We start from the raw sequence: 228 nt of genomic DNA, 5'->3' as shown, positions 1-228 counted from the left end.
CCCCTGCAGGGATGGATTGACATAGTTAAATTCGCGAGCACCGTACTCATCCGCGTTTATCCACAAACGCGAGCCTTCGTAACGCGGCTGCTGACCGGCTTCGGCGGCACGGGCGTATTGCAGCAGGCTTTCTTCACCCAGCTTGATGGGTGCCAGTTTCAACAGATTGGCATCCAGACCTTGTACCGTACCCACAACAATCAGATTGTCGCTATCCAGGCCACTGAG

At 55.3% G+C, this 228-nt stretch carries 1 protein-coding gene; it reads right to left on the bottom strand.

What is annotated here, in order from left to right; genetic code table 11:
* Positions 1-228 (bottom strand): hypothetical protein (locus tag Q4563_RS23460; protein ID WP_303606258.1); only part of this gene is annotated, 228 nt, incomplete at both ends.

This window comes from Gilvimarinus sp. 1_MG-2023 (genome assembly GCF_030548285.1).
The sequence above is the reverse complement of the archived record's forward strand: the minus strand, read 5'-3'. Positions and strand labels throughout refer to the sequence as shown.